Origin of the sequence: Pseudomonas sp. YQ_6 (assembly GCF_043103245.1) — a bacterium.
Taxonomy (GTDB): Bacteria; Pseudomonadota; Gammaproteobacteria; order Pseudomonadales; family Pseudomonadaceae; genus Aquipseudomonas; species Aquipseudomonas alloputida.
The window spans coordinates 41,975-68,409 of sequence record NZ_JBICJR010000026.1; the positions used below are offsets into that span (position 1 = coordinate 41,975).

Annotated in this window: 23 protein-coding genes and 2 tRNA genes; 2 read left to right on the forward strand and 23 right to left on the reverse strand. The window is 60.8% G+C overall.

Features of this window, described 5'->3' with window-relative positions; all coding sequences use genetic code 11:
- Positions 1–62 precede the first annotated feature (62 nt).
- The 14 genes from rpsO to rlmE form a co-directional block, all read right to left on the reverse strand.
- Complete coding sequence (gene rpsO, locus ACF8FG_RS06405) at positions 63–332, reverse strand: 30S ribosomal protein S15 (protein ID WP_003249971.1); 270 nt, start codon at positions 330–332, stop codon at positions 63–65.
- A gap of 147 nt (positions 333–479) precedes the next feature.
- Positions 480–1,397 carry a tRNA pseudouridine(55) synthase TruB gene (gene truB / locus ACF8FG_RS06410; RefSeq protein WP_003249968.1) on the reverse strand — a complete coding sequence of 306 codons (918 nt, stop codon included), beginning with the start codon at positions 1,395–1,397 and terminating at the stop codon, positions 480–482.
- 3 nt (positions 1,398–1,400) lie between these two features.
- Positions 1,401–1,799 carry a 30S ribosome-binding factor RbfA gene (gene rbfA / locus ACF8FG_RS06415; protein ID WP_003249967.1) on the reverse strand — a complete coding sequence of 133 codons (399 nt, stop codon included), beginning with the start codon at positions 1,797–1,799 and terminating at the stop codon, positions 1,401–1,403.
- Between the two features lie 116 nt (positions 1,800–1,915).
- Entirely contained in the window at positions 1,916–4,444 is a 2,529-nt protein-coding gene (gene infB / locus ACF8FG_RS06420; RefSeq protein ID WP_014592405.1) for a translation initiation factor IF-2, read from the reverse strand.
- A 27-nt stretch (positions 4,445–4,471) separates the two neighbouring features.
- Positions 4,472–5,953, reverse strand: a complete 1,482-nt coding sequence (gene nusA, locus ACF8FG_RS06425) for a transcription termination factor NusA (RefSeq protein ID WP_003249963.1) — start codon at positions 5,951–5,953, stop codon at positions 4,472–4,474.
- A 59-nt stretch (positions 5,954–6,012) separates the two neighbouring features.
- Positions 6,013–6,471, reverse strand: coding sequence for a ribosome maturation factor RimP (gene rimP, locus ACF8FG_RS06430; RefSeq protein ID WP_003249960.1), 459 nt, complete (start codon positions 6,469–6,471; stop codon positions 6,013–6,015).
- Positions 6,472–6,600: 129 nt separating this feature from the next.
- Positions 6,601–6,677: transfer RNA gene (locus ACF8FG_RS06435), tRNA-Met, on the reverse strand.
- A 100-nt stretch (positions 6,678–6,777) separates the two neighbouring features.
- Positions 6,778–6,863: transfer RNA gene (locus ACF8FG_RS06440), tRNA-Leu, on the reverse strand.
- Positions 6,864–6,884: 21 nt separating this feature from the next.
- Positions 6,885–7,283: a preprotein translocase subunit SecG gene (gene secG / locus ACF8FG_RS06445; protein ID WP_020193781.1), complete on the reverse strand. Its 399-nt coding sequence runs from the start codon at positions 7,281–7,283 to the stop codon at positions 6,885–6,887.
- A gap of 4 nt (positions 7,284–7,287) precedes the next feature.
- Positions 7,288–8,043 carry a triose-phosphate isomerase gene (gene tpiA / locus ACF8FG_RS06450; protein ID WP_019438970.1) on the reverse strand — a complete coding sequence of 252 codons (756 nt, stop codon included), beginning with the start codon at positions 8,041–8,043 and terminating at the stop codon, positions 7,288–7,290.
- A gap of 65 nt (positions 8,044–8,108) precedes the next feature.
- The gene (glmM, locus tag ACF8FG_RS06455; RefSeq protein ID WP_014592408.1) at positions 8,109–9,449 is read right to left on the reverse strand and encodes a phosphoglucosamine mutase; all 1,341 of its coding nucleotides are present in this window, start codon (positions 9,447–9,449) and stop codon (positions 8,109–8,111) included.
- 16 nt (positions 9,450–9,465) lie between these two features.
- Positions 9,466–10,317, reverse strand: coding sequence for a dihydropteroate synthase (gene folP / locus ACF8FG_RS06460; RefSeq protein ID WP_019438969.1), 852 nt, complete (start codon positions 10,315–10,317; stop codon positions 9,466–9,468).
- A gap of 8 nt (positions 10,318–10,325) precedes the next feature.
- Complete coding sequence (gene ftsH, locus ACF8FG_RS06465) at positions 10,326–12,230, reverse strand: ATP-dependent zinc metalloprotease FtsH (RefSeq protein WP_012053749.1); 1,905 nt, start codon at positions 12,228–12,230, stop codon at positions 10,326–10,328.
- A gap of 206 nt (positions 12,231–12,436) precedes the next feature.
- A complete protein-coding gene (gene rlmE / locus ACF8FG_RS06470; protein ID WP_003249947.1) occupies positions 12,437–13,060 on the reverse strand; it encodes a 23S rRNA (uridine(2552)-2'-O)-methyltransferase RlmE in 624 nt (207 codons plus the stop codon).
- Between the two features lie 102 nt (positions 13,061–13,162).
- Here rlmE and yhbY point away from each other — a divergent pair, with 102 nt between their 5' ends.
- Positions 13,163–13,471, forward strand: a complete 309-nt coding sequence (gene yhbY / locus ACF8FG_RS06475; protein WP_119713283.1) for a ribosome assembly RNA-binding protein YhbY — start codon at positions 13,163–13,165, stop codon at positions 13,469–13,471.
- Positions 13,472–13,483: 12 nt separating this feature from the next.
- On the opposite strand, the gene ACF8FG_RS06480 is transcribed toward yhbY, so the two are convergent.
- The 8 genes from ACF8FG_RS06480 to grpE form a co-directional block, all read right to left on the reverse strand.
- Positions 13,484–13,933 (reverse strand): hypothetical protein, encoded by a 450-nt coding sequence (locus tag ACF8FG_RS06480; RefSeq protein WP_012053750.1) that lies wholly within the window; start codon positions 13,931–13,933, stop codon positions 13,484–13,486.
- Positions 13,911–14,387: a transcription elongation factor GreA gene (greA, locus tag ACF8FG_RS06485; protein ID WP_024717413.1), complete on the reverse strand. Its 477-nt coding sequence runs from the start codon at positions 14,385–14,387 to the stop codon at positions 13,911–13,913. The genes ACF8FG_RS06480 and greA overlap by 23 nt, the downstream gene beginning before the upstream one ends.
- 2 nt (positions 14,388–14,389) lie before the next feature.
- Positions 14,390–17,611, reverse strand: a complete 3,222-nt coding sequence (gene carB, locus ACF8FG_RS06490; protein ID WP_010955363.1) for a carbamoyl-phosphate synthase large subunit — start codon at positions 17,609–17,611, stop codon at positions 14,390–14,392.
- Positions 17,612–17,716: 105 nt separating this feature from the next.
- Positions 17,717–18,853 (reverse strand): glutamine-hydrolyzing carbamoyl-phosphate synthase small subunit, encoded by a 1,137-nt coding sequence (carA, locus tag ACF8FG_RS06495; protein WP_119713282.1) that lies wholly within the window; start codon positions 18,851–18,853, stop codon positions 17,717–17,719.
- Positions 18,854–19,179: 326 nt separating this feature from the next.
- Positions 19,180–19,983, reverse strand: a complete 804-nt coding sequence (gene dapB, locus ACF8FG_RS06500; protein ID WP_012053753.1) for a 4-hydroxy-tetrahydrodipicolinate reductase — start codon at positions 19,981–19,983, stop codon at positions 19,180–19,182.
- A gap of 13 nt (positions 19,984–19,996) precedes the next feature.
- Entirely contained in the window at positions 19,997–21,124 is a 1,128-nt protein-coding gene (gene dnaJ, locus ACF8FG_RS06505) for a molecular chaperone DnaJ (RefSeq protein ID WP_010955365.1), read from the reverse strand.
- Between the two features lie 197 nt (positions 21,125–21,321).
- Positions 21,322–23,247, reverse strand: coding sequence for a molecular chaperone DnaK (gene dnaK / locus ACF8FG_RS06510; protein WP_010955366.1), 1,926 nt, complete (start codon positions 23,245–23,247; stop codon positions 21,322–21,324).
- A 101-nt stretch (positions 23,248–23,348) separates the two neighbouring features.
- Positions 23,349–23,906, reverse strand: a complete 558-nt coding sequence (grpE, locus tag ACF8FG_RS06515) for a nucleotide exchange factor GrpE (protein ID WP_010955367.1) — start codon at positions 23,904–23,906, stop codon at positions 23,349–23,351.
- A 192-nt stretch (positions 23,907–24,098) separates the two neighbouring features.
- Between grpE and recN the strand changes: the two genes are divergently transcribed.
- Positions 24,099–25,772, forward strand: coding sequence for a DNA repair protein RecN (gene recN, locus ACF8FG_RS06520; protein WP_318077410.1), 1,674 nt, complete (start codon positions 24,099–24,101; stop codon positions 25,770–25,772).
- A 189-nt stretch (positions 25,773–25,961) separates the two neighbouring features.
- On the opposite strand, the gene fur is transcribed toward recN, so the two are convergent.
- Positions 25,962–26,366, reverse strand: coding sequence for a ferric iron uptake transcriptional regulator (gene fur, locus ACF8FG_RS06525; RefSeq protein ID WP_003249922.1), 405 nt, complete (start codon positions 26,364–26,366; stop codon positions 25,962–25,964).
- Between the last annotated feature and the right edge of the window lie 69 nt (positions 26,367–26,435).

Consider the following 26,435-nt stretch of genomic DNA (forward strand, 5'->3'; position numbering starts at 1 on the left):
CGCTGCAAAACAGCCCTGCCGAAGCCTGCGACACCCCACGCACACCACTGACCAGGCCGCTATTAGCGACGCAGGCCCAGGCGACCGATCAGGGCGCTGTAACGAGTGGTGTCTTTGCCCTTCAGGTAATCCAGCAGCTTACGACGCTGGTTGACCATACGGATCAGACCACGACGGGAGTGGTGGTCTTTGTCGTTGGCCTTGAAGTGGCCTTGCAGCTTGTTGATGTTGGCGGTCAGCAGAGCAACCTGCACTTCCGGGCTACCGGTATCGCCGGCGGCTTGCTGATATTCGGCAACGATCTGAGCTTTTTCTTCAACGCTGAGGGCCATTTGGCTTCTCCTGATAACGGATCCCGCATGCGGGGTCCAATAGGCCAGGGACAAATCCCTGTATTAATAAAAAAGGTGTGACCGTGCCTACTGACAGCCACCCTTGATGCCGTGGGGCTCGGCAACTGCCTGACCCCGCGGTTTCGGTCATTCCGACCGAATTAGCCGACGCGGCGCAATGCGCCCGTCTTCGCTCACTTCACCGATACCGATGAAGCGTGCATTGTGATCCTGTACCCGAACCATGCCAAATTGTGGCGCGTCCGGCGCGCGTACCGCCTGGCCATGCAGCCAGTAGAACGCACTGTGTTCCGACAGGCTGACCAACGGCCAGTCCTGCAGCCCGCTGTCCGATGGCATCAGGAAGCGGTCGAGCGCTTCGTTGCCACCTTCGGCATGGGCCTGTTCGAGTTCCTCGAGGGTGACCGTCTGTGCCAGCGCAAAGGGCCCTGCCTGGGTCCTGCGCAGCTCGGCGACATAGGCGCCGCAACCAAGGGCTTCACCGATATCCTCCACCAGCGTGCGGATATAGGTGCCTTTGCTGCATCCTACGCTCAGCCGGGCACGGGTGCCTTCGCACTCGAGCAACTCCAAGCGGTTAATAGTAACAGAACGCGCCTCGCGCTCCACTACCTCTCCTGCACGTGCCAGCTTGTACAACGGCTGGCCGTCACGCTTGAGCGCCGAGTACATAGGCGGTATCTGGCTGATCGGGCCGCGAAAACGTGGCAGCAGTGCTTCGATGTCGGCGCGACCAACGGTCACGTCGCGGGTCTGCAGCACCTCACCCTCGGCATCGCCGGTGTTGGTAGTCTGCCCCATCTGCATGACGGTTTCGTAGCCCTTGTCGGAATCCAGCAAGTACTGCGAAAACTTGGTCGCTTCACCGAAGCACAGCGGCAACACGCCGGTTGCCAGTGGGTCGAGGCTACCGGTATGGCCGGCCTTTTCCGCGTTCAGCAGCCAACGCACTTTCTGCAAGGCGGCATTGGACGTGAAGCCCAGCGGCTTGTCGAGCAGGATGATGCCGCTGACATTGCGGCGGATACGTTTGACCTGGGCCACCGCTTACTCCTTGGTGTCCGACTCGTCGGCATCCTTGTGCAGGCGGTCTTCGGCCACTGCACGCTCGATCAGCGCCGACAGGTGCACACCACGGCTGACACTTTCATCGAAATGGAAGTGCAGCTGCGGCACGCTGCGCAGTTGCATCGAACGCCCCAGGTGCAGACGCAGGAAGCTGGCAGCGCTATTCAATGCCTTGAGCGATTGCTGCACAGCATCCGGGGTTTCCTCGCCCATGACGGTGATGAACACCTTGGCATGGCCCAGGTCACGGCTCACGTCCACGGCGGTGATAGTCACCAGACCGACACGCGGGTCCTTGACTTCGCGACGGATCAGCTCGGCCAGCTCGCGCTGCATCTGATCGCCAATACGTTGGGTACGGCTATATTCTTTGGCCATTCTTGCTACCTGTAACTTAAAGCGGCAAACGCCCGGACAGACGAATGCCTGACCGGGCGCTACCTGAAGAGGTACCGCAAGCCGCCCTGTAGCAGGCGCTTGCGGCTCGCTCGCCCTTAAAGGGTACGAGCCACCTGGACTTTCTCGAAGACTTCGATCTTGTCGCCGACCTTGACGTCGTTGTAGCTCTTGACGCCAATACCGCACTCCATGCCCGAACGGACTTCGGAAGCATCGTCCTTGAAGCGACGCAGCGATTCCAGTTCGCCTTCGAAGATCACAACGTCATCACGCAGTACGCGAATCGGACGGTTGCGGTACACGGTACCCTCGATGACCATACAGCCAGCGATGGCGCCGAACTTCGGCGAACGGAACACGTCACGTACTTCGGCGACACCCAGGATGTTCTCGCGAACATCGCTGCCGAGCATGCCGGTCAGGGCCTTCTTGACGTCTTCGATGATGTCGTAGATCACGTTGTAATAACGCATATCCAGACCTTCCTGCTCGACGATCTTGCGCGCACCGGCATCGGCACGCACGTTGAAGCCGAACAGTACAGCATTCGAAGCCAGCGCCAGGTTGGCGTCGCTCTCGGTGATACCACCGACGCCACCACCTATCACGCGTACTTGCACTTCGTCGTTGCCCAGGCCGCCGAGCGAACCCTGCAGCGCTTCCAGAGAACCACGCACATCGGTCTTGAGAACGATGTTGAGGGTTTTCTTCTCTTCCTGACCCATGGTCTCGAAGATGTTTTCCAGCTTGCCGGCGTGAGCACGGGCCAGCTTGACCTCGCGATACTTGCCTTGACGGAACAGGGCAACTTCACGGGCTTTCTTCTCGTCGGCAACCACGGACAGCTCGTCACCGGCTTCCGGAGTACCGTCCAGGCCGAGGATTTCGACCGGGATCGACGGGCCAGCTTCCTTCACAGGCTTGCCGTTCTCGTCGAGCATGGCGCGAACGCGGCCATAGTTGGAACCGCACAGGACCATGTCGCCCTGACGCAGGGTACCGTCCTGAACCAGGATGGTCGCCACCGGGCCACGGCCCTTGTCCAGGCGCGATTCGACGACCACACCACGACCTGGCGCGGTTGGGGTAGCGGTCAGTTCGAGGATCTCGGCCTGCAGCAGAACGGCTTCGAGCAGTTCGTCGACACCGGTACCCATCTTCGCCGAAACCTTGACGAACGGCGTGTCACCACCCCAGTCCTCGGAGGTAACGCCTTCGACGGACAGCTCGTTACGGATGCGATCGAGGTCAGCACCTGGCTTGTCGATCTTGTTCACCGCAACGACCAGCGGAACACCGGCTGCCTTGGCATGCTGAACGGCTTCGCGGGTTTGTGGCATCACACCGTCGTCCGCCGCCACCACCAGGATGACGATGTCGGTCGCCTTGGCACCACGGGCACGCATCTGGGTAAACGCAGCGTGACCTGGGGTATCGAGGAAGGTGACCATGCCGCGGTCGGTTTCCACGTGGTAGGCACCGATGTGCTGGGTGATACCACCGGCTTCGCCAGCGGCAACCTTGGCACGACGGATGTAGTCGAGCAGCGAGGTCTTACCATGGTCAACGTGACCCATGACGGTAACCACCGGCGCACGCGATTCGGTCTGGCCTTCGAACTTCAGCGATTCGGCCAGGGAGTCTTCCAGGGCGGTGTCGCTGACCAGCGTGACCTTGTGGCCCAGCTCTTCGGCGATCAGCTGAGCGGTTTCCTGATCGAGCACCTGGTTGATGGTGACCGGGGTCCCCATCTTGAACATGAACTTGACCACTTCAGCGCCCTTGACGGACATCTGGTTGGCCAGCTCGGAGACGGTGATGGTCTCGCCGATGGTCACGTCACGGATGACGGGGCCGGTCGGGTTCTGGAAGCCGTGCTGATTACGCTTTTTCAGCTTGCTCTTGCCACCACGACCACGACGAGCGCCATCGCTCTCTTCGTCGGTAGTGCGCGGAGCAGCACGCGGAGTCGGCGCCTTTTCCTTCTCCTTGACCTTGACCTTGATCGACACACGAGGCGCCTCGCCACGACGACGGTCGTCATCACGGGTACGGCTTTCGTTGCGACGGGTCTCGTCTTTCTTGCGCTCGGCAGCACGGGCTGCGGCGTCTTCAGAGGCCGGGGCGTCTGCGACTACCGGGGCCGGAGCAGCGGCAGGAGCCGGCTCTGGCTTGGCAGCAGGCGCAGGGGCGGCGGCGGTGGAGCCGGCCGCCTGACGGCGAGCCTGCTCTTCGTTGCGCTGGCGAACTTCGGCCTCGACCTTGTCGCGAGCGGCATTTTCAGCCGCGCGGCGCTCTTCCAGCTCACGCTTCTGCTCAGCCTGGATTTCTTCAGGGCTGCGCTGCACGAAAACTTTCTTCTTGCGTACTTCTACGCTGATGCTCTTGCTACCGGCGACACGCAGGGTGCTGGTGGTTTTGCGCTGCAAGGTAATCTTGCGCGGCTCTTCCGCCTTGCTTTTGTGGCTGCTTTTCAAATGAGTCAGCAGGGTCTGCTTCTCATTGTCGGTCACTACCTGACCGGCGTCGGTGTGCGGCAGACCTGCCTCACGCATCTGCTGCAGCAGGCGCTCTACCGGTGCCTCGACCTCTTGGGCCAGTTCTTTCACCGTGACTTGCGTCATGCACTTCTCTCCTCAGGCCGCGCCTAATTACTCGAACCAGTGGGCTCGGGCGGCCATGATCAACTTGCCGGCACGCTCTTCGTCGATGCCGTCGATGTCGAGCAGATCGTCGATCGACTGCTCGGCCAGGTCTTCGCGGTTAACCACGCCGCGCACCGCCAGTTCAGCCGCCAGGTCTTTGTCCATGCCCTCAAGGGAGAGCAGGTCTTCGGCCGGGTGGGCGTCTGCCAGTTTTTCTTCGGTAGCGATGGCCTTGGTCAACAAACGGTCCTTGGCTCGAGCGCGGAGCTCATTGACGATGTCTTCGTCAAAGCCATCGATGTTGAGCATTTCTTCCAACGGTACGTAGGCAATTTCTTCAAGGCTGGTGAAGCCTTCGTCGACCAGCACTTGGGCCAGCTCCTCGTCGACTTCCAGTTCCTCGATGAAATTGCGCAGGATGTCACCGGTTTCGGCCTGTTGCTTGGCCTGGATGTCCTTCTCGGTCATCACGTTCAGGGTCCAGCCGGTCAACTGACTGGCCAGGCGAACGTTCTGACCGCCACGGCCAATGGCCTGGGCCAGGTTGTCCTCGGCGACGGCGATGTCCATTGCATGGGCATCTTCATCAACGATGATCGCCGCGACTTCAGCCGGCGACATGGCGTTGATGACGAACTGCGCCGGGTTATCGTCCCACAGGACGATATCCACACGCTCACCACCCAGCTCCCCGGATACGGCCTGGACGCGCGAACCACGCATGCCGATACAGGCACCTTGCGGATCGATACGCTTGTCCTTGGAGCGGACGGCAATCTTGGCTCGCGAACCCGGATCACGGGAAGCAGCCATGACTTCGATGAGGCCCTCGGCAATTTCCGGCACTTCAATGCGGAAAAGCTCGATCAGCATCTGCGGCGCGGTGCGCGACAGAATCAGCTGTGGGCCACGGTTTTCGGTGCGAATTTCCTTGAGCAGCGCACGCAGGCGCACGCCAACACGGAAGGTTTCGCGCGGAATGATGTCTTCGCGAGCCAGCAAGGCCTCGGCGTTGTTGCCCAGGTCAACGATGACGTTGTCGCGGGTAACCTTTTTTACGGTACCGGAGATGATCTCGCCAACGCGCTCACGGTAGGCATCGACCACCTGGGCACGCTCGGCCTCACGGACCTTCTGCACGATGACCTGCTTGGCGGTCTGGGCGGCAATACGACCGAACTCGATGGACTCGATCTTCTCTTCGATCACGTCACCGACCTTGGCTTCAGGGTGGGTGTCCTTGATCTTGTCCAGCCAGGTCTCGATCGCCGGATCATCAAGATCGGCTTCGTCGACCACGGTCCAGCGACGGAAAGTCTCGTAGCTACCGGTGTGGCGGTTGATTTCCACACGTAGGTCGACTTCGTCTTCAAAACGTTTTTTGGTTGCAGTGGCCAGGGCCACTTCCAGCGCTTCGAAAATGACGCCGGGCGGTACACCTTTTTCGTTGGATACCGATTCAACAACCAGCAGTACTTCTTTGCTCATCGTACGCCTCGCCTTGCGCAAGCCATTGGGCCCGGATAGTCCGCCGGGCCCGGCACGTCTCAGTCAAAACTGGGAATAATATTGGCCTTGTCGATCGAGTCGATCGGTAACAGGAACTCCTGGTTGTCCACCTGGACCACCACATCCTGCTCCTCCACACCGCGGAGAAGGCCCTGGAAGTTACGACGACCCTCGAAGGGTGAGCGCAGCTTGATCTTCACTTGTTCGCCGGCATGCGAGGCAAACTGTTCCAGCGTGAACAGTGGGCGATCCATGCCTGGAGAAGACACCTCGAGGGTGTACTCACTGCTGATTGGATCCTCCACATCGAGGATTGCGCTGGCCTGACGGCTGACTGCTTCGCAGTCGTCCACCAGAATACCGCCTTCCTTGTCGATGTAGATGCGCAGTACCGAATGCTTACCCTGGGAAACGTATTCGATCCCCCAGCACTGATAGCCCAGACCCTCGACAACCGGGGCCAACAAGGCCTGCAACTGTTCTAGCTTGCTCGACACCTGAACCCCCTCGTGCATGCTGTGCAAATAAAAAATGGGCGAAGCGCCCATCCCTGAAAGCGCCGTAGGACAACGACGCCGAAACTGTTCGGTTAGCAAAAAGCCCCTGAAAAGGGGCTCCGCTGAAGCTGGTTGCGGGGGCTGGATTTGAACCAACGACCTTCGGGTTATGAGCCCGACGAGCTACCAAGCTGCTCCACCCCGCGACAAAGCTGGGGCAAAAGTATAAGACCGAACCCTGTTGAGGGTCAAATCCAAACATTCACCTACAAGAAAGCCCGCTAAAGCGGGCTCTCAAGCTTTAATTGGTACCGAGAAGGGGACTCGAACCCCTACACCCTATGGGCACAACCACCTCAAGGTTGCGTGTCTACCAATTCCACCACCTCGGCAATACTACTACTTGAAACCCGTTACTTCTGCTCTTGAGCCGGAGGAGGTACATCACCCGTATTATTGGTGGTTTCGCTCTTCTGCTGTTGGAGCACCGGTACATCATCATTAACTGCCGGTTTTTGCGGCTCTTTCACTTCTAGCACTGCTGGATCTGGAAGACCTGCTTGGCTAAGCTGGTGAGCTTGTTGCTTCGCGAAGTATCCTAACCCAAGTGCTGTCAAAAAGAAAGTGGCAGCGAGTATAGCAGTTAATTTACTTAGGAACGTTGCAGAGCCTTGGCTCCCGAACACGGTGTTTGAGGCCCCCGCGCCGAAAGATGCACCTGCTTCAGCACCTTTACCCTGTTGCAACAGAACCAGCACTACAAGCGACAGCGCTGCCAACAGATGAAAAACAACGATGACTGTTTCCAGCATTTGTTCAGTTTCCTGCGGCGCGACAAATTGCACCGAATTCGTCTGCGTTCAGGGAAGCCCCACCAATGAGACCCCCATCGATATCCGGCATGCCGAACAGTTCGGCCGCATTGGCCGCCTTCACGCTGCCGCCGTATAGCAACTGCACCTTCGCAGCCACTTCAGCATCTTCTGCCGCCAACTGGCCGCGGATGGCGGCGTGCACATCCTGGGCCTGCTGTGGCGTGGCCGTAAGGCCTGTACCGATGGCCCATACAGGCTCATAGGCAATTACTGCATCGGCAAAAGCCTTAACACCGAATGCTTCGATGATACTGCTTAGTTGACGCCCGACAACTTCGAGCGTCTTGCCAGCCTCGCGCTCCTCAAGGGTTTCCCCTATGCAAAGCACTGGCTTCAAGCCTTTGGCCTGGGCTGCTGCAAACTTGCGATTGAGCACTTCGTCGGTTTCACCAATAATCTGGCGACGCTCCGAATGGCCAATCAACACCAACTTGCAACCTGCTTCAACCAGCTGCTCGGGAGCAACTTCCCCGGTCAGCGCACCCTGTTCGGGTTGTACAGCAGAATTCTGTGCGCCGACAGTAATTTCTTTACCTGCCAGGCCATCAATCACCTGATTGATGAACAAGGCCGGTGGAAATACGGCGACTTCCACTTCGCTCGGCAAGGCGAGATTACTCAAGCCTTTGGTCAGCTCAGCGACGCTAGCGCGGGTACCGTGCATTTTCCAGTTACCAGCTACCATAGGGCGACGCATGCTTTACCTCGTCGGTCAAAGTGGGCGCAGATCTTACCCAACCAGATCTGCGCTGGCAAGCGCCTTCAGACACAAACTTCGCCGACCAGTTTGGCCAGCGCTTCAGCATGGGCCCGCACCTGGCTTTCGTCCTCGCCCTCAACCATGACCCGCACCAACGGCTCGGTACCGGACTTGCGCAACAGCACACGACCCCGCCCCGCCAGCGCTTCGGTAACCTTGGCACTGGCTTCCTTGACGGCGGGGTGCTCCAGCGGGTCGACCTTGCTGGCGCCAAAGCGCACATTGATCAGCACCTGCGGGCACTTGCGCAGGGCCTGACGGGCCTGGGCCAGGGTTTCGCCCCGGCGCTTGAGCGCCATCAGCACCTGCAGCGCGGCAATGATCGCATCGCCCGTTGTGGTGTGGTTGCAGCACACGACGTGACCGGAGTTTTCACCGCCGACCAGCCATTCACGCTCCAACAGCTCGGCCATGACGTAACGGTCGCCGACCTTGGCCCGCACAAACGGGATGTCCAGGTCCTTGAGCGCCAGCTCCAGGCCCAGGTTACTCATCAGCGTACCGACCACCCCGCCTTGCAGCTTGCCATGCTCCTGCAGGTCGCGAGCGATGATGAACAGCAGCTCGTCACCGTCGACGATGGCGCCCGTGTGGTCGACCATCAGCACGCGATCGCCGTCACCGTCAAAGGCAATGCCGAGATCGGCATGCCCGACCAGTACAGCGGCCTGCAGCGATTCGATGTGTGTCGAGCCGCAACCTTCGTTGATGTTCAGGCCGTCCGGTTGCGCATGCAGCACGGTCACGTCGGCACCCAGCTCACGGAATACGCTGGGCGCAACCTTGTAGGTAGCACCATGGGCGCAGTCGACCACCAGCTTGAGGCCGTCGAAGCTGGTGCTGCTCGGCACGCTGCTCTTGCAGAATTCGATGTAGCGGCCGGCGGCATCGTTGATACGCGAAACCTTGCCCAGCTTGCCCGACTCGACAACGGTCATCGGTTGGTCGAGCAGCTCTTCGATCATCAGCTCGACCTCGTCCGGCAGCTTGGTGCCCTGGCCCGAGAAGAACTTGATGCCGTTGTCATCGTGCGGGTTGTGCGAGGCACTGATGACGATGCCGGCTTCGGCGTGGAAGGTACGCGTGAGGTAAGCGATGGCCGGTGTCGGCATCGGCCCGAGCAGCATCACATCGGCACCTGCCGCGGACAGGCCGGCTTCGAGTGCGGACTCGAACATGTAGCCGGAGATGCGCGTGTCCTTGCCCACCAGCACGCGGCAATGGCCTTGCTTGCGGAAGGCCATGCCGGCCGCCCAGCCAAGCTTCAGCATGAAGTCAGGCGTGATCGGGTATTCGCCGACGCGGCCACGAATGCCGTCGGTACCAAAGTATTTTCTGCTCATAGGGACTCCAATGTTCTTATTCGGCGTTTTGCACCGCAGCGATCATGCGTACCACATCAACGGTTTCGGCCACGTCATGTACCCGAAGGATGCTCGCCCCTTTGGTCATGGCCAACGCCGCCAGCGCAAGGCTGCCGTACAAGCGCTCGCCGACCGGACGTTCCAGCGTCAGGCCGATCATGCTCTTTCGTGAAACGCCCACCAGCAGTGGGCGCCCAAGGCGATAGAGCGCTTCCATGTGCTTGAACAGGCTCAGGTTGTGCGCCAGTGTCTTGGCGAAACCGAAGCCCGGGTCAAGGATGATTCTATCAGCGTCGATGCCCGCTGCTGCGCAGGCGGCCATCCGCTGTTCAAGATAACGGGTGACGTCGGCGGTCACGTCCTGGTACTGCGGATCGTCCTGCATGTTGCCTGGCTCGCCACGCATGTGCATGAGGCACACCGGCAGACCGGTATCCGCCGCAGCGTCCAGGGCGCCGTCGCGCTCCAGGGCCCGCACGTCGTTGATCAGCCCGGCACCCAGGCGTGCTGCTTCACGCATGACAGCAGGCGTGGAGGTATCGACCGAAATGACCACGTCGAGGCGACTGTTGATGGCCTCGACCATTGGCGCCACACGCTCCAGCTCCTCGGTCACCGAGACTGCACGCGCACCCGGGCGCGTGGACTCGCCACCGATGTCGATCAGCGTTGCGCCGGCGGCAACCATCGCTTCGGCGTGGCGCAGGGCCTCGTCGCGCTGACTGAAACGACCGCCATCGGAGAAGGAATCGGGGGTGATATTGAGAATACCCATGACATGGGTATGCGACAAATCAAGAACCCGGTTGCCGCAAGGCAACCGGGTGGGGTACTGCACTGAGCTCATAGATGCCCTTAGTGTTCAGCCGCTGGGCCGCCGATTGGCGATTCCGGACGCTCATCCTGGGCCGCAGGCGTGCCCGAGTGCTTGTCATCGTCCCAATCACGTGGCTCACGTGGTGTGCGCCCAGCCATGATGTCGTCAATCTGATCGGCATCGATGGTCTCGTACTTCATCAGCGCTTCGGTCATCGCCTCGAGCTTGTCGCGGTTGTCGATCAGCAACTGCTTGGCAGTGGCATAGCACTGATCGATGATGCTGCGCACCTCGGAGTCGATCAATTTGGCAGTCTCGCCGGACACGCTGGCATGCTGGCTACCGGCACTGCGGCCGAGGAACACCTCGCCCTCTTCCTCTGCATACATCAGCGGGCCGAGCTTCTCGGACAGGCCCCATTTGGTCACCATGTTACGAGCGAGCTGGCTGGCGCGCATGATGTCGTTGGACGCGCCAGTGGTCACGCCATCGAAGCCCAAGGTCATCTCCTCGGCGATACGGCCGCCATACAGCGAGCAGATCTGGCTGATCAGCGCACGCTTGGAGAGGCTGTAGCGGTCTTCTTCCGGCAGGAACATGGTCACACCCAAGGCACGACCACGCGGGATGATCGAAACCTTGTAGACCGGGTCGTGCTCAGGCACCAGGCGACCGACAATGGCGTGGCCAGCCTCGTGATAGGCAGTGTTTCTCTTTTCCTTTTCGGACATGACCATGGTCTTGCGCTCAGCGCCCATCATGATCTTGTCCTTGGCCAGCTCGAACTCTTTCATTTCGACCAGGCGCTTGTTGGAACGCGCGGCAAACAGCGAAGCCTCGTTGACCAGGTTGGCCAGGTCGGCGCCGGAGAAGCCTGGGGTACCACGCGCGATGACCGCCGGGTTGACGTTCTCGCCGATCGGCACCTTGCGCATGTGCACCTTGAGGATCTGCTCGCGACCACGAATGTCCGGCAGGCCCACCACCACCTGGCGGTCGAAGCGGCCGGGGCGCAGCAGCGCAGGGTCGAGCACATCCGGACGGTTGGTGGCGGCGATGACGATGATGCCATCGTTCATCTCGAAGCCGTCCATCTCCACCAGCAACTGGTTGAGGGTTTGCTCACGCTCGTCGTGACCGCCGCCCATGCCGGCGCCACGATGGCGACCAACGGCGTCGATCTCGTCGATGAAGATGATGCACGGGGCGTGCTTCTTGGCCTGCTCGAACATGTCGCGCACACGGCTGGCACCGACACCCACGAACATTTCCACGAAGTCCGAACCGGAAATGGTGAAGAACGGTACTTTCGCTTCGCCCGCAATGGCCTTGGCCAGCAGGGTCTTACCGGTACCGGGCGGGCCAACCATCAGCACACCGCGCGGGATACGGCCGCCCAGGCGCTGGAACTTGCCCGGATCGCGCAGGAACTCGACCAGCTCACCAACCTCTTCCTTGGCCTCGTCGCAGCCCGCAACGTCAGCCAGCGTGGTCTTGACCTGGTCTTCGGACAACAGGCGTGCCTTGCTCTTGCCGAAGCTCATCGGCCCGCCCTTGCCGCCCGCGCCCCCTTGCATCTGGCGCATGAAGAACATGAACACGGCAATGATCACCAGGATCGGGAAGCTCGCCACCAGCAACTGCGTCCAGATGCTCTGCTGCTCAGGCTGCTTGCCTTCGACGACCACGTGGTTGTCGACCAGGTCGCCGATCAGGCCATTGTCGGTAATGGCCGGGCGCACAGTCTTGAAGTTGTCGCCGTCGGTGCGCTTGCCGGTAATGATGTAGCCATCGACGGTCACACGCTCGACCTTGCCATCCTTGACCTGCTGGATGAAGTCGGAGTAGTTGAGGGTCTGCGGCTCGTTAGGGCTGGAGAAGTTGTTCATCACTGTCACCAGGACAGCTGCGATGATCAACCACAGGATCAGATTCTTTGCCATGTCGTTCAATTAGCTACCCTCTGAGGCCGGCGCACGACGCAGCCGTGCCTCGCATGATATTCATCGCCCTAACTTACTACATTACCTACGCAGCCGCAGGCACCGTCTGTAACCCTTTGTGAAAGCTAGACTACACGAAGTTCGGACGATCCTGACGCAGTGGCCGATTGGAATTAACTATCGACCACCCCGCTTCACACCTTTCATTACCCTTTGAAGCCCCTGCCCAACAGGTATTGCTCGCGGGAACGGTCCCGTGACGACGATGGCTTGCGCATTTGTACCTTGTCGAACTTGCTGCGCACGTCCTTCAGGTACACGTCAAAACCTTCGCCCTGGAAAATCTTGATCAGGAAGTCGCCCCCGGGCTTGAGTACGCGGGTCGCCAGATCGAGGGCCAGCTCGCAGAGGAACATGGCACGCGGAATGTCCACCGCGGGCGTACCACTCATATTGGGGGCCATGTCGGAAATCACAAGGTCTACATGCGAATCGCCCACCGCTTCGAGAATGCGCTGCAGCACTTCGTCGTGGGTGAAGTCACCCTGAATGAAGGTCACGTCGGCGATCGAGTCCATTTCCAGAATGTCGGAAGCGATCAGGCGACCCTGGCCACCAATCAGACGACTGGTCACCTGAGACCAGCCACCAGGGGCCGCGCCGAGGTCGATCACGCTCATGCCTGGGCGGATAAGGCGGTCCTTCTCCTGGATCTCCAGCAGTTTGTAGCTCGCACGCGAGCGATACCCATCCTTCTGCGCCTGCTTCACAAAAGGGTCGTTGAAATGCTCTCGCAGCCAGTTTGCGCTGCTTTTGGAACGTTGTACCACGGGGCACCTCGATGATATGCGTCGTGATTGACTGGGCGGAGCCGGTGGCCCTCGGGTAAAATGCCGGTCAATTTTACAGAATCAGACGGAAAGGGTCAGATTATGCCGCTCAATAACGAGCAGAAGAAGCAATACAAGTCCATTGGTCATGACCTGAAGCCGGTCCTGATCGTTGCTGGCAACGGTTTGAATGAAGGCGTGATCGCCGAACTGGAGCGCGCTCTGCTCGACCATGAGCTGATCAAGGTCGAAATTCGCTCGGAAGACCGCGAAGAACGCGCCGAGACCATCGCCGAGCTGTGCAAGGCCGGCCGCGCCGAGCTGGTGCAGACCATCGGCAAGAAAGCCCTGATCTACCGCAAGAACCCACAGCCGAACAAGCAGCTGTCCAACATCCACCGTTACAAGTAACGGTAGCTCCGATCAGTGGCGCGGTGAACGCGCCCTGACCGGTACCGGCTGGGCCACCAGCACGATGCCGGAAAAGCCCAGCACCAGGAAGCAGAACATCTGCCAGCGCTCGCCCACGGAAATACCGTAGCGCAAGGTGTAATACCCCACGCAGGCCCCGAAGCCGAGCAACAGCATCTGGCCGCGGAACTGCCGCCACCAGGCCGCCAGGCCGTCCACCCTCGCCAGCACTGCCAGCTGGGTCAACAAGCCAAGCAACGCCACGCCGATCAACCAGCGGTCGATCTGCCCGGCGATATCCTGTACCAGCAGCGGGGCCAGGCCACTGACCTTGAGCGCAGGCACCAGCCCGACATGGAACACCCACAGGCCACCGACCCAGAAAACCTGGGCCAGTTGCCAGAGGATCCCCTCGAGGGACGGCGCCCGCAGGCGTCGGTCAGATGTGCTTGACTTCGACAATCTCGTACTCGACCGTGCCACTAGGCGTCTTGACGACGACAGTATCACCTTCTTCCTTGCCGATGATGGCACGGGCAATGGGTGCGCCGCTCGACAGCTTGCCCTGCTTCACGTCAGCTTCATCCTCGCCAACGATCTGGTAGGTCACCTCTTCATCGGTTTCGGTGTTGGCCAGTACCACGGTGGTACCGAAAATCACCTTGCCGGTGTGAGGAATGGTGGTCACATCGATGACCACCGAATTCTGCAGGCGGCCTTCGATATCACGGATACGCGCTTCGACCATGCCCTGCTCCTCACGGGCGGCATGGTATTCGGCGTTTTCCTTGAGGTCACCCAGCTCACGCGCTTCACCAATGGCCTGACTCAGGCGCGGACGCTCGGTCTTGCTCAGGAACAGGTGCTCTTCTTCCAGGGCGCGAGCGCCCTGGACGGTCATCGGGTATTTGGTAATGCTCATGCTTTCAGTCCTGCATGCAGATCCTGCAAGCGACGAACGGTCTTTTCCGGACCGAATTTCAGCGCTTCGCAGATGGCTTCACCAGCCGCAATGGTAGTGGTGCAGTAAATCTTGTGCTGCAGCGCATTGCGACGAATCGAGTAGGAGTCGGCGATCGACTGGCGACCTTCGGTGGTATTGATGATCAGCGACACTTCGTCGTTCTTGATCATGTCGACCACGTGAGGGCGACCTTCGGTCACTTTGTTCACACGGCGCACTTTCAGGCCAGCCGCCTCGATAACCTTGGCGGTGCCGGCAGTGGCAACCACTTCGAAGCCCAGGGCGATCAGGTCGCGGGCAACGCCGGCCACTTGTGGCTTGTCGTCGTCGCGTACGCTGATGAACGCGGTACCGCCCGTCGGCAGCACTTCGCTGGCACCCATCTGGGCTTTGGCGAAGGCTTCACCGAAGCTGTCACCGACACCCATCACTTCACCGGTCGATTTCATCTCAGGGCCGAGGATCGGGTCAACCCCTGGGAACTTGGCGAACGGGAAGACGGCTTCCTTCACGCTGTAGAAGTTCGGGATGATTTCCTGGGTGAAGCCCAGCTCTTTCAGGGTTTTACCCGCCATGACACGGGCTGCGATCATCGCCAGGGACGTGCCGATGCACTTGGACACGAACGGTACGGTACGCGAGGCACGCGGATTGACTTCGATCACGTAGATCTTGTCGCCCTGCAGGGCCAGCTGCACGTTCATCAGGCCGACTACGCCCAGCTCCAGCGCCATTTTCTTGACCTGAACGCGGACTTCGTCCTGCACTTCCTTGCTCAGCGAGTAAGGTGGCAGCGAGCACGCCGAGTCGCCGGAGTGTACGCCAGCCTGCTCGATGTGCTGCATGATCGCGCCGATGACCACGTCGGTGCCGTCGCACACCGCATCCACGTCCATCTCGATGGCGCAGTTGAGGAAGTGGTCGAGCAGTACCGGGCTGTCGTTCGACACTTGTACCGCTTCACGCAGGTAGCGCTTGAGCTCGTCCAGCTCGTAGACGATCTCCATGGCACGGCCGCCCAGTACGTAGGACGGACGCACGACCAGCGGGTAGCCGATGCTGCCGGCAGCACGGATGGCTTCTTCTTCGCTGCGCACGGTGGCGTTTGGCGGCTGCAGCAGGCTCAGGCGCTGAACCATCTGCTGGAAGCGCTCACGGTCTTCGGCGCGGTCGATGGCGTCAGGGCTGGTACCGATGATCGGCACGCCAGCTTCTTCCAGAGCGCGGGCCAGCTTCAGCGGGGTCTGACCGCCGTAGTGAACGATCACACCTTTCGGCTTCTCGACGCGGCAGACTTCCAGCACGTCTTCCAGGGTCAACGGCTCGAAGTACAGGCGGTCGGAAGTGTCGTAGTCGGTGGAGACGGTTTCCGGGTTGCAGTTGACCATGATGGTCTCGTAACCGTCTTCACGCAGCGCCAGGGCTGCGTGCACGCAGCAGTAGTCGAACTCGATACCTTGGCCGATACGGTTCGGGCCGCCACCCAGGATCATGATCTTGTCGCGGGTCGACGGATTGGCCTCGCACTCTTCCTCGTAGGTGGAGTACAGGTAGGCGGTGTCGGTGGCGAACTCGGCGGCGCAGGTGTCGACGCGCTTGTACACCGGGAACACTTCCAGCTTGTGGCGGTGGCGACGCAGGTTCTTGTCGGTGATACCCAGCAGTACTGCCAGGCGCTGGTCCGAGAAGCCCTTGCGCTTGAGGCGCAGCATGTAGTCCTTGTCGATTGCCGACAGGGCCAGGGTCTTGACCTTCTCTTCTTCTTTGATCAGGTCTTCCATCTGCACCAGGAACCACATGTCGATGCCGGTCAGATTGAAGATTTCTTCGCAGGTCATGCCCGAACGCATGGCATCGGCGACATACCAGATACGCTCAGCACCCGGCACGGTCAGTTCGCGCTTGAGGATGCTGGCGGCTTCCGGGCTGGCCAGGTCGACTTTCGGGTCGAGGCCGCAGGCGCCGACTTCCAGGCCGCGCAGGGCTTTCTGCAGGGACTCCTGGAAAGTACGGCCGATGGCCATGACTTCACCCACGGATTTCATCTGGGTGGTCAGACGGGCGTCGGCTTTCGGGAATTTCTCGAAGGCGAAGCGTGGCAGCTTGGTGACGACGTAGTCGATCGACGGCTCGAAGGACGCTGGGGTGCGACCGCCAGTGATGTCGTTCTGCAGCTCGTCGAGGGTGTAACCAATGGCCAGCTTGGCGGCGATCTTGGCGATCGGGAAGCCGGTGGCCTTGGAGGCCAGGGCGGACGAACGCGATACGCGCGGGTTCATCTCGATGACGACCATGCGGCCGGTGTTCGGGCAAATGCCGAACTGGACGTTGGAACCGCCGGTTTCCACACCGATTTCACGCAGCACCGCCAGCGAGGCGTTGCGCATGATCTGGTATTCCTTGTCGGTCAGGGTCTGTGCCGGGGCAACAGTGATCGAGTCACCGGTGTGCACACCCATCGGGTCGAAGTTCTCAATCGAGCAGACGATGATGCAGTTGTCCTTCTTGTCGCGGACCACCTCCATCTCGTATTCCTTCCAGCCGATCAGCGATTCGTCGATCAGCAGCTCTTTGGTCGGCGACAGGTCCAGACCACGGGTGCAGATTTCTTCGAACTCTTCACGGTTGTAAGCGATACCGCCGCCGGTGCCGCCCATGGTGAACGACGGGCGAATGATGCACGGGAAGCCAAGCTTCTCGAGGACCGCATTGGCCTCTTCCATGCTGTGGGCGATACCAGAGCGCGGGCATTCCAGGCCGATGTCCTTCATGGCCTTGTCGAAGCGCGAACGGTCTTCGGCCTTGTCGATGGTGTCAGCGTTGGCACCGATCATCTCTACGCCGAACTTCTCCAGAACGCCGTGGCGCTCCAGGTCCAGGGCGCAGTTCAGGGCGGTCTGGCCACCCATGGTCGGCAGGACGGCGTCCGGGCGCTCTTTCTCGATGATCTTGGCCACCGATTGCCACTTGATCGGCTCAATGTAGGTGGCGTCGGCCATGGCCGGGTCGGTCATGATGGTGGCTGGGTTGGAGTTCACCAGGATGACGCGGAAACCTTCCTCGCGCAGGGCTTTACAGGCCTGGGCGCCGGAGTAGTCGAATTCGCAGGCCTGGCCGATCACGATCGGGCCAGCGCCGAGAATCAGGATGCTTTTGATGTCTGTACGTTTTGGCATGGTGGTCACTCAAATCCGGGGTCAGTCGGCAAGCCGCTTTGAACAATCTGGGTCAGGCGCTGCCGGGCGCGGCGTGTGCCGGCCCGGGGCCTTGAAGCAGGATGCTCAGCGGCGCTTGGCCATGGCATCGGTGAAACGATCGAACAGAGCCGCGACGTCGGTCGGGCCCGGGCTCGCTTCAGGGTGGCCCTGGAAGCTGAACGCGCTCTTGTCGGTACGCTCGATACCCTGCAGGGTGCCGTCGAACAGCGACTTGTGAATGGCGCGAACGTTACCCGGCAGGGTCGCCTCGTCAACGGCGAAGCCGTGGTTCTGGCTGGTGATCATGACCACACCGGTATCCAGGTCCTGGACCGGGTGGTTGGCACCGTGGTGGCCGTGGCCCATTTTCACGGTCTTGGCGCCGGAAGCCAGGGCCAGCAGCTGGTGGCCGAGGCAGATGCCGAATACCGGGATCTCGGTTTCGAGGATTTCCTTGATCGCCTGGATCGCGTAGTCGCACGGCTCAGGGTCACCAGGGCCGTTGGACAGGAACACGCCGTCCGGGTTGAGTGCCAGCACTTCGCTGGCAGGGGTCTGGGCCGGCACCACGGTCACGCGGCAGCCACGGGCAACCAGCATGCGCAGGATGTTCAGCTTGACGCCATAGTCGAAGGCGACCACATGGTAAGGCAGGTCGGCTGCGTCGATGGTCGGGTGGCTGTCGGTTTTCAGCTCCCACACGCTGGAGCGCCACTCGTAGCGTTCCTTGGTGGAAACTACCTTGGCCAGGTCCATGCCCTTCAGGCCTGGGAAGCTGCGGGCGGCGGCGATGGCGGCTTCTTCGCTGATGTTGTCACCGGCCAGGATGCAACCGTTCTGGGCGCCTTTTTCACGCAGGATACGGGTCAGGCGGCGGGTGTCGATGCCAGCGATGGCAACGACGTTGTTGGCCTTGAGGTACTCAGGCAGCGACTGGGTGTTACGCCAGTTGCTGGCCAGCAGCGGCAGGTCACGGATGACCAGGCCAGCGGACCAGACGCGGTTCGACTCGGCGTCTTCCGGAGTAGTACCGGTGTTGCCGATGTGCGGGTAGGTCAGGGTAACGATTTGCTGCGCGTAGGAAGGGTCTGTAAGGATTTCCTGGTAGCCGGTCATAGCGGTGTTGAATACCACCTCACCAACGGTCTGACCGTCGGCACCGATGGCTTCACCGCGAAAAATACTGCCGTCGGCAAGGGCGAGTATGGCTGGCTTTGTCAAGAAGACCTCCCGTAAATCAAGCATGAAAGGGCGATCGCAGGTTGCAAAAAAGCGGAGTGACGTATGGACACGTCACCCCGCTTTCATGTGCTGAATTCAATTCGCTGCGCGCTTTTAGTGGACACACTAAAGCTGTAGCTTACAGAAAAGTGTGTTTTCGGTCTACCGTGGATGTGTCTCTAAAACACATCAATGCGACAGACTGACATCTGTGTTGGCTTCTTCGCGGGCTTGCCCGCTCCCACAGGGATCGCACCAGCCCAAGAGCAACGCCGCACCTGTGGGAGCGGGCAAGCCCGCGAAGAAGCCAACACCACACTCACGGCTTAACGCAGCTCAAGCACATCCTGCATGTCGTACAGCCCCGGCTCGCGCCCATCCAGCCACAGCGCCGCACGCACGGCACCCTTGGCGAAGGTCATGCGGCTGGAAGCCTTGTGGGTGATTTCCAGGCGCTCGCCTTCGGCAGCGAACAACACGGTGTGATCGCCCACCACATCGCCGGCACGCACGGTAGCGAAACCGATGGTCTTGCGATCACGCGCGCCGGTCTGCCCTTCACGGCCATATACGGCCACTTCCTGCAGATCACGGCCCAGCGCATTGGCAACCACTTCACCCATGCGCAGTGCGGTACCCGATGGCGCATCGACCTTGTGCCGGTGGTGCGCCTCGATGATTTCGATATCGACATCATCGCCCAGCACCCGCGCAGCCATATCCAGCAGCTTGAGGCTAAGGTTGACACCCACGCTGAAGTTGGCGGCGAACACGATTGGAATGTCCTTGCCAGCTTCGGCCAACAGCTGCTTCTCTTCGACTGTAAAACCGGTCGTGCCGATGATCATCGCCTTGCCGTGTTTGCGGCAGAACGCGAGGTTCTTCAGGGTCACCGAGGGGTGAGTGAAGTCGATCAGTACATCGAACTCGTCGGCAACCTTGGCCAGGTCGTCGGACAGCAGCACGCCAATTCGGCCAAGTGCCGCCAGCTCTCCGGCATCAGCCCCGACCAACGAGCTGTCAGGGCGATCGATCGCCGCAGTCAGCCCCGCGCCCGATGTTTGTTGCACGGCTTCGATAAGGGTTTTGCCCATCCGCCCCGCCGCGCCCATCACTGCAATACGTCGCATAACCTGTTCCTTGTCAGAGATCGCCGAAGAAGCGCTTCACACCATCGAACCAGCCGCTGGCCTTGGGCGAGTGGGAACTGTCACCTTCCAGCGAATCACGCAGCTCTTCGAGCAGCTCGCGCTGACGGCGACTGAGATTGACCGGGGTTTCTACGGCCACACGGCACAGCAGGTCACCCGCACCACCGCCACGCACCGGGGCAACGCCCTTGCCACGCAGACGGAACTGCTTACCGGTCTGGGTGCCTTCCGGAATCTTCAGCTTCACGCGACCATCCAGGGTCGGCACTTCCAGCTCGCCACCCAAGGCAGCATCGGTGTAGCTGATCGGCACTTCACAGTACAAATGCTTGCCGTCGCGCTGGAAAATCTCGTGCTCACGCACGCTGATCACCACGTACAGGTCGCCAGTCGGGCCACCATGAGTACCAGCCTCGCCCTCACCCGACAGACGGATGCGGTCGCCGGTATCGACACCTGCCGGCACCTTGACCGACAGCGTCTTGTATTCCTCGACACGACCTTCACCATGGCACGAAGTGCACGGGTCGGTAATGATCTTGCCTTGGCCATGGCAGCGCGGGCAGGTCTGCTGCACCGAGAAGAAGCCTTGCTGCATGCGCACCTGGCCGATGCCGCCACAGGTCGGGCAGGTCGACGGGGTCGAGCCCTTCTTGGCACCGGAACCGTCGCACGGCTGGCAGTTGACCAGGGTGGGCACGCGGATACTGACCGTGGTGCCACGCACCGCTTCTTCCAGGTTCAGCTCCAGGGTGTAGCGCAGGTCGCTGCCGCGCTGGGCACCGCCTCGACCGCCACCGCGACCACCGCCGCCGAAGAAGTCGCTGAACACATCACCGAAGATGTCGGAGAAGTTGGCACCACCAAAGCCGGCACCACCGCCACCCATGCTTGGGTCGACACCCGCATGGCCATACTGGTCGAAGGCCGCACGCTTGCTCGCGTCCGACAGCACTTCGTAGGCCTCGTTGGCCTCCTTGAACTTGTCTTCCGACTCTTTATCGCCCGGGTTGCGGTCCGGGTGGTACTTCATCGCCAAACGGCGGTAAGCCTTCTTGAGGTCCGCTTCAGTGGCGCCGCGCTCGACACCCAGGACCTCATAATAATCACGCTTGGACATAGGTCATTTGCACCTTGTTGGGCGTGTGGCATCTGCGCCACGCCATCAGCACCCGCGCGCGACCCTCAAGAGCCGCTGACAGATGCTGTAAAAATTCTCGAATTCCAGATACGCCAACGCGGGAGCAAGCCCCCGCGCGGCGACATCCTACCAGCTCCCCGGCAAACGACGGGGAACTGGCCGACAACATGCAGGGATTACTGCTTGTTGTTGTCTTTCACTTCTTCGAACTCGGCGTCAACCACGTCATCGTGCTTGGCTTCCGGCTCGGCCTGCTGCGCGCCACCCTGAGGCTGTTCAGCCGACTGCTCGGCGTACATCTTCTGGGCAACCGGGGCAGAGACCTTGGACAGCTCCTCAACCTTGGCGTCGATGGCAGCCTTGTCGTCGCCTTTGACAGCGGCTTCCAGGGCAACAACGGCGGCCTCGATGGCGGTTTTCTCTTCAGCGGTAACCTTGTCACCTGCATCAGCGACCATCTTGCGGGTCGAGTGCACCAGCGCGTCACCCTGGTTACGGGCAGCAGCCAGCTCTTCGAACTTGCGGTCTTCCTCGGCGTTGGCCTCGGCGTCACGCACCATGCGCTCGATCTCTTCGTCCGACAGGCCGGAGTTGGCCTTGATCACGATCGACTGAGTCTTGCCGGTGGCCTTGTCTTTCGCACCTACGTGCAGGATGCCGTTGGCATCGATGTCGAAGGTCACTTCGATTTGCGGCACGCCACGCGGTGCTGGCGGAATGTCAGCCAGGTCGAACTTGCCCAGCGACTTGTTCTGCGCAGCCTGCTTACGCTCACCTTGCAGCACGTGAATGGTCACGGCGCTCTGGTTGTCGTCGGCAGTCGAGAACACCTGCGACTTCTTGGTCGGGATGGTGGTGTTCTTCTCGATCAGCGCGGTCATCACGCCACCCATGGTTTCGATACCCAGGGTCAGCGGGCTTACGTCCAACAGCAGGACGTCTTTCACGTCACCGGCCAGTACCGCACCCTGGATGGCAGCGCCCATGGCGACGGCTTCGTCCGGGTTGACGTCCTTGCGCGCTTCTTTACCGAAGAAGTCGGCTACTTCTTTCTGCACCAGCGGCATGCGGGTCTGACCGCCGACCAGGATCACGTCGTCGATCTTGCTGGCGTCGATGCCGGCGTCTTTCAGGGCGATGCGGCAAGGCTCGATGGTACGCTTGACCAGGTCTTCGACCAGCGACTCCAGCTTGGCGCGGGAGATCTTCACGTTCAGGTGCTTAGGACCGGTGGCATCTGCAGTGATGTACGGCAGGTTGACGTCGGTCGACTGAGCGGACGACAGCTCGATCTTGGCTTTTTCTGCGGCTTCTTTCAGGCGCTGCAGGGCCAGAGGATCGTTCTTCAGGTCCATGCCCGACTCTTTCTTGAACTCGTCGACAAGGTAGTCGATCAGGCGCATGTCGAAGTCTTCGCCACCCAGGAAGGTGTCGCCGTTGGTAGCCAGTACTTCGAACTGGTGCTCACCGTCGACTTCGGCGATTTCGATGACCGAAACGTCGAAGGTACCACCACCCAGGTCATAAACGATGACGGTGTGGTCGCCCTTGGCCTTGTCCATACCGTAAGCCAGTGCAGCGGCAGTCGGCTCGTTGATGATGCGTTTTACGTCCAGGCCAGCGATGCGGCCGGCGTCTTTGGTAGCCTGGCGCTGGCTGTCGTTGAAGTAGGCCGGAACGGTGATGACCGCTTCGGTGACTGGCTCGCCGAGGTAGTCTTCGGCGGTCTTCTTCATTTTCTTCAGAACTTCGGCGCTGATCTGCGGCGGAGCCATTTCCTTGCCAGCAGCCTCGACCCAGGCGTCACCGTTGTTCGCCTTGACGATCTTGTACGGCACCAGCTTGATGTCTTTCTGCACGACATCTTCTTCGAAGCGGCGGCCAATCAGGCGCTTCACTGCGAACAGGGTGTTGTGCGGGTTGGTGACAGCCTGGCGCTTGGCCGACTGGCCGACCAGGATTTCGCCATCGTTGGCGTAGGCCACGATCGAAGGGGTAGTACGCGCACCTTCGGCGTTTTCGATGACTTTGACGTTACCGTTTTCCAGAATGGAGACGCACGAGTTGGTGGTCCCCAGGTCGATACCGATGATTTTACCCATGTTAACTCTCCCGAAACTTGAATTTGGTAGCAGCGACTACTTTGGCCAACTGCGGTAATACTTGAAGGCTTGACACCTAGATGGGGATGCCCCGAAGGATTTCAAGCCTTTTCATTGATCGAGGGTTGCGCCGCGCTCGGCGCCTTGCTGACCACCACCATGGCGGGGCGCAGCAGGCGGCCGTTCAGCAGGTAGCCCTTCTGGAACACGTTCAGCACGCTGTTTGGCTCGACCTCGGCGTTTTCCTGCATGGCCATGGCCTGGTGGTGCTCAGGGTTGAACGGCTGGCCGTGCGGGTCGACAGCTTCAAGGTTGTAGCGCTTGAGGGTGTCCTGGAACATCTTCAGGGTCAGCTCGACCCCTTCGCGGATCTGCTTGACGTGCTCATCGTCGGCACTGGAGTGAGCCAGGGCCAGTTCCAGGCTGTCGATCACCGGCAGCAAGTCGCTGGAGAACTTCTCCAGGGCGAACTTGTGGGCTTTCTCCACATCCTGCTCGGCACGACGGCGTACGTTCTGCAGGTCGGCAACGGCGCGCAGCGCCTGGTCCTTGGCTGCGGCCAGCTGTTCCTCGAGCTCCAGAACACGGGTATCAGCTGCATTGCCTGCACCGGTTTCTTCCACGTTAAGGTCTTTCTCGTTCAGCTGCTCATCAGCCATGGGGTCTCTCCTGCGCAATTTTGTGGACTGCGAGCCAGGCTCGCCTTGGATGTCGGCTATATGGGGCCGGAAAAACCAGGTTCAAGGGGCAAGGTGGTTTTCGAGGCTGCAACAGAATCTGCGAAGGGGCATTGGCAGGCCTGAAAAAAGTACTGTATAAATAACCAGACCTGATTTCCGGGAGCCGCCCCCATGCTGGTGCACCTGTCCATTCACAACTACGCCATCGTCGAGCACCTCGACCTCGAAATCGCCCGTGGCATGTCCGTCATCACCGGCGAGACCGGTGCCGGCAAATCGATCATGCTCGACGCCCTCGGCCTTGCCCTGGGCGACCGTGCCGACAGCGGCGTGGTGCGCCCCGGCACCGACAAGGCGGACATCCTGGCCACCTTCGACCTGGTGGACATTCCCGAAGCGCATACCTGGCTGGCCGAGCGCGACCTGGACAACGAAGGCCTGTGCATCTTGCGCCGGGTGATCACCGCCGAAGGCCGCAGCCGCGGCTACATCAACGGCACGCCCTGCCCGCTCGGCGACCTCAAGGCGCTGGGCGAACTGCTGATCGATATCCACAGCCAGCACGAGCACCAGTCCCTGCTCAAGACCGACACCCACCGTCGCCTGCTTGACGAGTATGCCGGTGCCGTCGACCTGGCCCGCCAGGTACAGCTTGCAGCCAAGCGCTGGAACCAGACCCGCCTGGAGCTGGAGCGCCTGTCCAACTCGGGCGACGAGCAGCGCGCCCGCCACCAGTTGCTCAGTTACCAGCTGGAAGAGCTGGACAACCTCGGCCTGGGCGAGCACGAACTGGAGCAGCTGGAGCAGGAACACAAGAACCTGACCAGCGCCGAAGCCCTGTTCGGCATCTGCCGCCAGGTCATCGACCAGTGTAGCGAGAGTGATTCGGGCAATGTGCTCAGCGCCCTCACCTCCAGCCTCAACCGCCTGGGTGCCGCCACCAACTCGCCCAAGGCACTGAGTGAAGCGGCCAACCTGATCGCCAGCGCGCAGATTCAGGTCGAGGAAGCCGTGGGCGAACTCAACCGCTTCCTCGACAACTTCGACGCCGACCCGATGCGCCTGCAAGCCCTGGAAGAGCGCCTGGACACCATCTACACCCTGGCGCGCAAACACCGGGTGCACCCCACCGAGCTGCCCCACCTGCAACAGCAACTGATGGAGGAGCTGGAAGGCCTTAACGCCAGTGACGAGTCGATCGAGCGGCTGGGCGAAGAGCTTGCCGCCTACGCCCAGCACTATAAAGAGAAGGCGCGCGAACTCAGCGGCCTGCGCCAGCAAGCGGCGCAGCAGCTGGCAGGCGCGGTGGAGCAGGAAATCCAGCGCCTGGGCATGCCTGGCGGGCGCTTCTGCATAGAGCTGACACCCAACGAAGGCGCAGACCTGTCACCCCATGGCCTGGAGCAGATCGAACTGCTGGTCAGTGCCAACCCAGGCCAGCCGCTCAAGGCCCTGGCCAAGGTGGCGTCGGGTGGCGAACTGTCGCGCATCAGCCTGGCGATCCAGGTCATTACCGCGCAGACCTCGCGCATTCCTACCCTGGTGTTCGACGAAGTCGACGTGGGTATTGGCGGGCCAACGGCAGAAATCGTCGGCCAACTGCTGCGGCGCCTGGGCGAGCGCGGCCAGGTACTGACCGTGACCCACCTGCCGCAGGTGGCGGCGCAGGGGCATCACCATTTGTTCGTGCACAAGGTGCGCAACAGCGAAACCACCCACACCGCCGTGGCTAGCCTTGGCAAGCGTGAGCGCGTGGAAGAAGTGGCGCGGATGCTCGGCGGTATCGACCTGACCAAGGAATCCCTGGCCCATGCACGCAAGATGGTGGTGAGCGGCAAGGCCTGAGCCCTTCTTTTCCAGGACGATTCGCGGGCACGCCCGCTCCCAAAGGGTGATCACAGGATGTGAAACCTGAGGTGTACCTGTGGGAGCGGGCGCGCCCGCGAAGAGGCCGGCACGGACAACACATCTTTTAGCCCCAGAAAGCACAAAGGCGACCCGAAGGTCGCCTTTGCTATCCATAACGAAAAATCGTTACTTCTTCTTACGCACGTACAGGACCAGATTGTGGTCCACCAGCTCGAAGCCATGCTCGGCTACGATTTCGCGCTGGCGCTTCTCGATTTCGGCGTCCATGAATTCGATGACTTCACTGGTATCCACGTTCACCATGTGGTCGTGGTGACCGCCATCAGCCAGCTCGAACACTGCATGACCGCCGTCGAAGTTGTGGCGAACCACCAGACCCGCCGCCTCGAACTGGGTCAGCACGCGATAGACGGTGGCCAGGCCTACATCCTCGCCAGCCTCCATCAGCGCCTTGTAGACATCCTCTGCACTCATGTGACGCTGCTCGGTAGAGTCGAGCATCTGAAGGATCTTGACTCGAGGCAGGGTCACCTTGAGACCGGCTTTGCGCAATTCGCTATTTTCAACCATGGTCAGCTTTCTCGCCGATGCTGCTTCGCAGCTTCTCTTAATACGGGTATGATCGGGGTTTACGTTGTC